At 67.4% G+C, this 8,414-nt stretch carries 6 protein-coding genes and 1 pseudogene; 4 read left to right on the top strand and 3 right to left on the bottom strand.

Annotated features, from left to right (window positions below; genetic code table 11):
* Window positions 1-10: 10 nt before the first annotated feature.
* The 4 genes and pseudogenes from A5781_RS03410 to A5781_RS03425 all read left to right on the top strand — a co-directional run bounded on the left by A5781_RS03410 (window position 11) and on the right by A5781_RS03425 (window position 4,959).
* Window positions 11-1,177 (top strand): amidohydrolase family protein, encoded by a 1,167-nt coding sequence (locus tag A5781_RS03410; RefSeq protein WP_067201199.1) that lies wholly within the window; start codon window positions 11-13, stop codon window positions 1,175-1,177.
* 1 nt (window position 1,178) lies between these two features.
* The gene (locus tag A5781_RS03415) at window positions 1,179-2,414 is read left to right on the top strand and encodes a Xaa-Pro peptidase family protein (RefSeq protein WP_067201172.1); all 1,236 of its coding nucleotides are present in this window, start codon (window positions 1,179-1,181) and stop codon (window positions 2,412-2,414) included.
* Entirely contained in the window at window positions 2,404-3,522 is a 1,119-nt protein-coding gene (locus tag A5781_RS03420; protein ID WP_067201182.1) for a Xaa-Pro peptidase family protein, read from the top strand. Before A5781_RS03415 ends, A5781_RS03420 begins: the two co-directional genes overlap by 11 nt.
* A gap of 133 nt (window positions 3,523-3,655) precedes the next feature.
* Window positions 3,656-4,959 (top strand): annotated as a pseudogene (locus A5781_RS03425) (HNH endonuclease signature motif containing protein).
* Window position 4,960: 1 nt separating this feature from the next.
* Here the strand turns inward: A5781_RS03425 and A5781_RS03430 are convergent.
* From A5781_RS03430 to A5781_RS03440, 3 genes are all read right to left on the bottom strand, one after another.
* On the bottom strand, window positions 4,961-6,241 hold the full coding sequence (locus tag A5781_RS03430; protein ID WP_067201186.1) for a hypothetical protein: 1,281 nt from the start codon (window positions 6,239-6,241) through the stop codon (window positions 4,961-4,963).
* A gap of 4 nt (window positions 6,242-6,245) precedes the next feature.
* The gene (locus A5781_RS03435) at window positions 6,246-7,010 is read right to left on the bottom strand and encodes an SDR family NAD(P)-dependent oxidoreductase (RefSeq protein ID WP_067201189.1); all 765 of its coding nucleotides are present in this window, start codon (window positions 7,008-7,010) and stop codon (window positions 6,246-6,248) included.
* A partial coding sequence (locus A5781_RS03440; protein ID WP_197503682.1) for a CaiB/BaiF CoA-transferase family protein occupies window positions 7,007-8,414 on the bottom strand: 1,408 nt, incomplete at its 5' end. The genes A5781_RS03440 and A5781_RS03435, both read right to left, overlap by 4 nt.

An 8,414-nucleotide genomic window follows, 5' to 3' on the forward strand; every position in this document is an offset into this window, starting at 1 on the left:
GTGGACGATGATGTCATCGCAAACCCACACCCTTTACCCCGCGGGTGTGATCGGTGCGCCCAAGCACCGCCGCGGTCACGCCGCCGGTGCCAGCACGGGCCTGCCCCCCGGCACCGAGGTGTTCTCCGCCGACAACCACATTTCGGTGGCCGAGGACATCTTCTACGAGCACTTCCCCGACGACCTGAAGGATTACGCGCCGCGGATCTGGTACGAGGACGGCGCGTACCTGCTCGGGCGGCCGGGGCAGTCGATGGTGGTCGGCGATTTCAGCGCGGTGCTCATGCAATACGACGACCTGGCCGGTGCTGTCAGCAGCAACATCGATGCCCGTGTGCGTGAGCTGGCCGAAGACGGTGTCGACAAGGAACTGGTGTTTCCCAACGCGGTGCTGGCGTTGTTCCACTATCCCGACAAGGCCCTGCGGGAGCGCATCTTCCGCATCTACAACGAACACATCGCCGCATTCCAGGAGCGCTCCGGTGGCCACTGCTACGGTGTCGGTCTGATCAACTGGTGGGATCCCCGCGGAGCCCGGCGCACGCTGACCGAGCTGAAGTCCCTGGGGCTCAAGACGTTTCTGATGCCGATCAGCCCCGGCAACGACGACAACGGCCGCGCCATCGACTTCTCGGGCGCCGCGATGAGTCCGGTGTGGGACGAAATCGAGGACGCCGGGCTGCCGGTCACTCACCACATCGGCGAGAGCCAGCCGAAGGTCCCGAGCGAGGTCAACAGCGTCGCGGTGGCCATGATGGTCAACATCGACTCGTTCCGGGAGATGTTCTCCAAGTACGTCTTCGGCGGCATCCTCGACCGCCATCCCGGGCTGCGGGTCGGCTGGTTCGAGGGCGGTATCGCCTGGGTCCCGCCGGCTTTGCAAGACGCCGAGCACGTACTGGCCTCGTACCGGCACATGCTCGCACATCAGCCCGAACACGGCGTCCGGTATTACTGGGACACCCACATGTGCGCCTCGTTCATGGTGGACGGCCTTGGGCTCGCCCAGATCGACGAGATCGGGATCGACAAGGTGATGTGGTCGTCCGACTACCCGCACAACGAAAGCACCTACGGCTATTCGGAGCGGTCACTGGCCGCCGTGGTCGACGCCGTCGGTCCCGACGACGCCGTCCGCGTCGTCAGCGGGAACGTCAGAAACTTCTTGGGTATCTGAGATGACCGAATCACTAACCTCCCCCGGCTCGCTCGTCGACATCCCCGATGAACCGGACCGGGCGCGCATGCGTTCCGAAACGGGGGCGCGGCTGCGGTCCGCGATGGCCGACCATGGTGTCGACGCGCTGATCCTGCTGATGAACGGCTACGTCGGGTACGCGACGGGGGCCAGCTGGCCGCTGGTGGACGCGGGTCTGTCGCACGTGGAGCGCCCGGTCGCGGTCGTGCTCGCCGACGATGAACATCCGCACCTGTTCATGCCATTCCGCGGCGGGGCGTCCGCGCAGCCACCGGTGCCAGACGACCATCTGCACGGCCCTGTCTACCTCGAATTCGACCATGGCGTACAGCAATTCGCACGCGAGCTGGCAGGGCTCATCCCGCCGGGCGCGAGCATCGCCGTCGACGAGCTGACCGGGGCGATGCGGAGGGCAGGCCCCAAGCTGTTTCCGGCGGGCGCGCCGACGGATGCGGCGATCGTGGTTGGTGCCGCGCAGTTGGTGAAGACGCGGGATGAGCTGGCCTGCCTTCGCCGGGCGGCCCGCATCACCGAAGAAGCGATCGTGGACGTGCAGCGGGCCCTGACGCCGGGAGTGCGGCAGATCGACCTCTCCGCCACGCTGGTGCGCCGCGCCTTCGAGCTGGGCGCCACCACCAACATGCTGGAGGCCATCTGGCAGGTCATGCCCAGTTCGCGCGAAGCCGGAGTCTGGACGACCCATGGCGATCTTGCGTTGCCGCTGTTGCCCACCGATCGTGAACTCGCCGCCGGTGATGTGCTCTGGACCGATATCAGCATGACCTACCTCGGGTACTGCTCCGATTTCGGCCGGACCTGGGTTGTCGGCGAACGGCCCACCCCGCGGCAGCAGGATCAGTTCCGGCAATGGCGGGCCATCCTGGATGCGGTGCTCGCCGTGACCAAAGCCGGTGTCACTTCCGGTGATCTGGCCCGTGCGGCGATCGCCGCCAACGGTGGCCGCAAACCGTGGCTGCCGCATTTCTATCTGGGCCATGGCATCGGCACCTACCCCGCCGAAGCGCCCATGATCGGAACGGATCTCGGCGAAGCGTTCGACGACAACTTCGTCTTCTCACCCGGGATGGTTCTGGTTCTGGAACCCGTGGTGTGGGAGGACGGGACGGGCGGCTATCGCAGTGAGGAGATCGTGGTGATCACCGAAGGCGGCTACCTGCCGATCACCGACTACCCCTATGCCCCTTATGGCGACTGAGGTTTTGCCCGACCCCCACGCATTGCGGACGGGCCGTCGGGAACGGGCGCTGGCGCAAATGGACGCACACGGGCTCGACATCCTGGTGCTCGGGCGGCAGGCCAACATTCGTTACGTCACCGGCGCACCGCAGCTCTGGATAGCTGGGACGCGGCCGTTCGGCCCCATGTGCGTGGTGGTGCGCGCCTCCGGGGACATCTACCTCAATAGCACCGATGACGAGGGGGTTCCGGAGGAGATCGGACACGATCACCTCTACGGACTGGCCTGGAACCCGATGACGCTCATCGACGTGCTGAAGAAGATCGACGGTGCCGAGAGGGCCGGGCGGGTCGGAACCGATGCGATCACACCCACTTTCGCCGCACTCCTGCCTGAGGCGTTCCCCAATGCCGAGCTCGTCGACGCGGAGGTGGCGATGCGCGCGGCGCGGCGCGTCAAAACTCCCGACGAAATCGCGGCGATGGACTCCGCGCTGCGCGTCGCCGAACGCGGACTCGCCGCTGCCCTGGCCGAATTCGCGCCGGGAGTATCGGAGCGGACGCTGGCCGGGGCGATGATGGAGGCCATGGCCGCGGGCGGGGTGAGCACGCCGGCCACTCAGGACGCCGCCTGGGTGACGTCGAAGGAACACCCATGGCGCCGTGCCGATTCCGGCGTGGCTCGGCCGGGCGACCTGGTCGCGTTCGCCGCCGGGGCCCTGGCGAATGGCTATGTCGCCGAGGTGGGGCGCACCTGGCCGGTCGGCGAAGTCGACGTTGCCGCCCACGAGCTGTTCGGACGGTCGGACGCGTTGTACGAGAGCATGCTTGCCGCCTGCCGCCCCGGTGCGCCCACCTCCGACCTGCTCGCCGCCTATCAGGCGGCCGGCGAGCCGATACCGCCGATGCCGATCGCGCACGGGTTGGGTTTGGGCTTCGATCCGCCGGTGGTGTGCGAGCCATTGCTCGCCGCGGGGGAACACGACGAACTGGAGGCCGGCATGGTGTTGGCGATCACCGGCTACGTGTGGCAGGAGGGAACCGGCGCGGTATTCCGGCGGGACACCGTTCACATCACCGAGGACGGCGTCGACGTGATGACTACCAGCCCGGCGTGGTCCGGCTGACTGAAATCACTTGCGTCACTTTAGCTTCAGCGGTCTCAGCGACGCGTTATTTGTCAGTGGGTCCCGATAGTTTCGGGGTGTGAGTATTGATCGCGAGGCCGTGTTGGCAGCATTCGACACCATCGACGCTGCCATGGGGGATCTGGTCGGCTACGACGGCGACGACCTAGCCACCCGCGAGCAGTTGGCGATGCTGGAGCGCTGCGAAAAGGTGCGTCGCCAGCTGCCGGCTATCGAGCATCCGCTGATCAACAACTTGGCCCGCCAGGCCACGGCAGAGGAGCTGGGCGGCAAGCTCTCCCATGCGATCGCCGAATCGACTTTGATCAGCCGCGCCGAAGCATCGAGGCGCATCAAGGAGGCAGGTGATCTCGGGCCGCGGCGTGGGCTGACCGGCGAACCACTGGCCCCGATGCTTGCCGCGACCGCTGACGCCCAACGGGAGGGAAAGCTAGGCACCGGGCAAGTGGCGGTGATCCGCAGGCTTTTCCGTCAGCTGCCCGGCTGGGTGGACTTCGTCACCCGTCAGGCCGTCGAAGCCGACCTGGTCACTCACGGAATGAACTACCGCCCCGAACAAGTGGCCGAACTCGCCGATCACGTCGCCGATTGCCTGAACCCCGACGGCACCTACACCGACGACGACCGCGCGCGGCGGCGTGGACTGACCCTGGGCGAGCAGCAAGCCGACGGCATGTCGGAGTTGCGCGGCGTAATCAGCCCCGAACTGCGGGCCACCATTGAGGCCGTGCTCGCGAAGCTGGCCGCACCCGGCATGTGCAACCCGCTCGACGACGTGCCATGCGTGGACGACGCACCAAGCCAGGAGACGATCGACCGCGACGGCCGTTCCGCGGCGCAACGCAACCACGACGCACTGCTCGCGGCGAACCGCGCCTTGCCTCGGGAAAACTGGGCCGACACAACGGCTTACCGGCGTCCATCGTCGTCACCACGACGCTGCAAGAGCTGGAAGCCGCAGCCGGGCGTGGTCTGACCGGCGGCGGCACCATCCTGCCGATGAGCGATGTGATCCGCTTGAGCCGCCACGCGCGTCATTATCTGGCGATCTTCGACAAAGGCAAAGCCCTGGCCCTGTACCACACCAAACGACTCGCCTCCCCCGGCCAGCGAATCGTGCTGTACCCCAAGGATCGCTGTTGCTCGGCACCGGGCTGCACCGTGCCGGGTTACTACTCGGAGGTCCATCACGTCACCGACTGGGCCAAGTGCCGGAGCACCGACGTCGACGGTCTCACGTTCGCCTGCGGACCCCACCACCGCCTGCTCAAGCCCGGCGGCTGGAACACCCGCAAGAACGCCAAGGGCGACACGGAATGGCTACCGCCACCGCACTTGGACCGCGGCCAGCCCCGCACCAACACTTTTCATCATCCGGAGAAGCTGCTCCGAAACGAGGACGACGAGGGGCCGTAGCTCAGGTGCTCCACTCCGCGAGCGCGGCGTCAAGCAGCTCCCCTATGCGATGCCGATCCCAGAGGAACAGCAGGTTCGACAGCATCTGTAACGGCGCGCGTACGCCCTCGTCGTCCCTGATCAGTGGATGGCGTCGATTGTCCGGTATGGCTTCGAATCGCTTGCGAATCAACGCCGGCACGCCCAGCAGCCAGGCGACGCCCATCGCCGCCGCGTACAGCAATGTGTGTCTGCGCAACCGAACCGGATCGAGTTCTGTTCCGCCGCAACGACGGAACTCGGTCACGAACAGGTGCAACAGCTCTTCGAGATGAGAGTCCCAGAGGTCGGTTTCCGCACCGGACATGGCTCCCCAGATCGCCATGCCGAGGTTCATTTGGCTGACGCATCCCCAGTCCATCAGGCCGCAGCGCAGAACGCTGTCGGCGTCGCGCCAAAACCATGCGTTGTCGATGTTCGCGTTCCAATGGCACAACGCGACGTAGTCGGAGTCATCGGCCAACAGTCCCGCGACAGTTTGCTCGCAATGCGCGAACCGCGGCACGTCCGCATGCAGGCGCGCGACCAACTCCGGTGAACAAGCGGGCAGCAGCCCGGGCCGGATCTCGGCGAATTCCGCCAGTTGGTCCACCCGGCGCTCCAGCTTGTCCGGGGAGAGCGGCACCCGATCCCCCACCGTCGCGGCCGCCACGTCCAGCGGGAAGGGTGCGGTCAGCTCGGCCGGCAGCCGCCCGGATCGATGGGTGCCGGCGAGCCGGGCCAGCGCGGTGAGCAGCGCTCGGTAGTGCTCGAGGGGTTCGGGCATCTCGTAGTCGAGGCATTTGTGATACTGCGGTTCGATCCCGTTGCCGCCGAATCGGATCCGTTCGGTGACCAGGATTCCGGTGCCCGTCTGGCGGTGATAGTCGGCGAACAGCACCCGGGGTACGGCGATCGGGAATTCCGGTGCACAGGACAGCGCGGCGAATCGCACTTCGGGTTCCATTTGGGTTTTGCCGCGATCGCGCGCCGGGTCGTCGAAGTCGCGCGAGAACTTGACGAATAGGGCGGCGGGCAGTTTCGGGGCGGGTGTGGCGTATTCGACGGAGAGCATCGCCTTGCGTCCCGTGCTGCCGCCGGCCACCTCGGCAAACTCAGTAACGCGCGCGATGCCGTTGTCCCGCGACGCGCCCGAGGCGAGAAACGCCTCGGTGAGGAACGGCGCCGCAACACTTTCCAGCGCCGCGGGGTCGGCCGGGAACGCCAACCCGTACTGGTCGCCCACGGCCCAATGTGAAGTCAATTGCTTACCAGGTTTGTTCGGCCGCTCGCACCAGCATGTGGTTGACGGCCACCCGGCGGTCCCGGGTCACCATGAACAGCACCGCGTCGGCGATGTCTTCGGGGCGCAACTTGACCATGTCGGCGGTCTGGCGCTCGAACGCCTCCCGCGACGATTCGGCGAGATGGTCGAAGATTTCGGTATCGACCGTTCCCGGGCCCACCACGCCGACTCGGACCCGCTGCCCGAGCACCTCCTGCCGAATGCCCTCGCTGAAGGCGTTCACCCCGAACTTGGTCAGCGAGTAGACGGCGGTGTTCGGCCGGGCCACCCACCCGGCGGTCGAACTGATGGTGACCAGATCGGCGACACCGCGCGGCGAGTCGGCGGCGGCATCGATCAGGTGCGGGAGCGCCGCGCGCGTGACGTACAGGACCCCTTGCACGTTGACCGTCACCATGGCGTCCCAATCCCGCAGCGACGCCTCGGCCGCCGGTCCGGATTGCATCAGCCCGGCGTTGTTCACCACGGTGTCGAGCCGGCCGAACTGCGCGACGGCGCGCTGCACGGCCGCCGACACCTGTTCGGCGTCGGTGACGTCGGCTGCCACGGCCAGCGCTGTGCCACCGGCGGATTCGATATCGGCTTGCAACTCGGCGAGCCGGTCCGCGCGTCGCGCGAGCAGGGCCACCGCCGCGCCTTCGGCGGCGAGCGCTTTGGCCGTCGCGGCCCCGATACCGCTACTCGCGCCGGTGACCAGGGCCGCGGTGTGTGCAAGTGTCCCCGTCATGCGCCCAGTATCTCGTGTAGCACGTACTCGGTGTGCTCGCCCAAGTCCGGCGCGCCGCGGGCGATGCGCGCCTGGCCGCGCGCCATCCGCCAGGATGGCCCGACGATCGGGCGCTGGCCCTCTCGATGGTCGCTGACGAACCTAAACAGCTCGCGGTCCCACAGTCGTTGATCACCGATCACGTCGAGAGAGGTGGCGCTCTTGGCGGCCGGGACACCCGCCGCGCGCAGGCGGTCCGCCAGTTGCTCGGCTTGATGGCACCGGGTGAGTTGCGCGAGGCAGGCGTCGAGCGCCTCGGCATCGCGCCGTCGCCCCTCCATGTTGGCGTAGCGGCGTTCTCGGGCCAGCGATCCCGCGCCGAGCACGTCGCACAACCCGCGCCACTGCGCGTCGTCGGCGACGGCCATCGTGATCCAGCCACCGTCCGCGCACGGATAGCAGCCATGCGGGCACAGGTCCGGATGGTCATTGCCGTTGGGCCCGAAGGCTTGTCCGGTCAGGGCCTGCTCGAGCAGGCAGTCGCCGATCATCGATGACAGGGTTTCCACTGCCGACAAGTCGACGAACTGCCCGGCGCCGGTGAGTTCGCGATGCAGCAATGCGACCACCGCGGCGTACGCGGCCGCCGCGCCGACGGTCGAATCGCCGTAGCGCATGCTCGTCCCGAGGGGCGGTCCGCCGCGATAGCCGACCAGCGGGGCGAGCCCGGCCAGGGCGGCGAAGCATGGCGCGTAACCGGTTTGGTGGCCCAGCGGCCCGTCGTTGCCCCACATCTTGATCGACACGGAGATGGTGTCCGCCTTGATCTCGGTCAGCTGCGGATGGCCCAGGCCTTGGCGTTCCATCGCGCCCGGGCGCAGGTTGTTGATCACGATGTCGCTGCGGGCGATCAACTCACGCAGCTGCGCCATCCCTTCGGTGGACTTGATATCGAGGTCCACACTGAGGATTTCGGGGTTGATGCTGAGGAAGTACGGCGCGTGGTTGATGTCGGTGCCGCCGTAAGCGCGCATCTCCTCGGGGCTGCCCGCGGTTTCGACCTTGATGACCTCGGCGCCCAGCATCGCCAGCAGCTTGCCCGCGTAGGGCCCGGCCCATACCTTGGTGAGCTCGACGACCCGAACCCCTTGCAGCGGCCCACCGCGCGGATCCTTGGGCGGCTTGAGTTGCGCCGACTTGACCCGCGGCCGCAGGCGCGGGGTATCGATGCGGTCCAGAACCTGCCCGGTGTGCTCGCCGAGGGCCGGTGCGGCGGAGGTGATTCGAGCCGGCGACGCGCTGAACGCGTATGGCACCGTCGGATAAGCCGTGTCGCCCAACAGGGGGTGCCGCACCCGCTGGAAGAAGCCCCGGTGCCGGTACTGCGGCGAATCATGCAGGTCCGCGGCGCCGTTCACCGGCACC

This window comes from Mycobacterium sp. 852002-30065_SCH5024008 (assembly GCF_001665645.1).
GTDB lineage: Bacteria > Actinomycetota > Actinomycetes > Mycobacteriales > Mycobacteriaceae > Mycobacterium > Mycobacterium paraffinicum.

Excerpts from the sequence above, each read along its gene's own strand:
- A5781_RS03420 (WP_067201182.1), top strand. The coding sequence starts at position 2,404 with ATGGCGACTGAGGTTTTGCCCGACCCCCACGCATTGCGGACGGGCCGT.
- A5781_RS03435 (WP_067201189.1), bottom strand. The coding sequence starts at position 7,010 with ATGACGGGGACACTTGCACACACCGCGGCCCTGGTCACCGGCGCGAGT.
- A5781_RS03415 (WP_067201172.1), top strand. The coding sequence starts at position 1,179 with ATGACCGAATCACTAACCTCCCCCGGCTCGCTCGTCGACATCCCCGAT.
- A5781_RS03410 (WP_067201199.1), top strand. The coding sequence starts at position 11 with ATGTCATCGCAAACCCACACCCTTTACCCCGCGGGTGTGATCGGTGCG.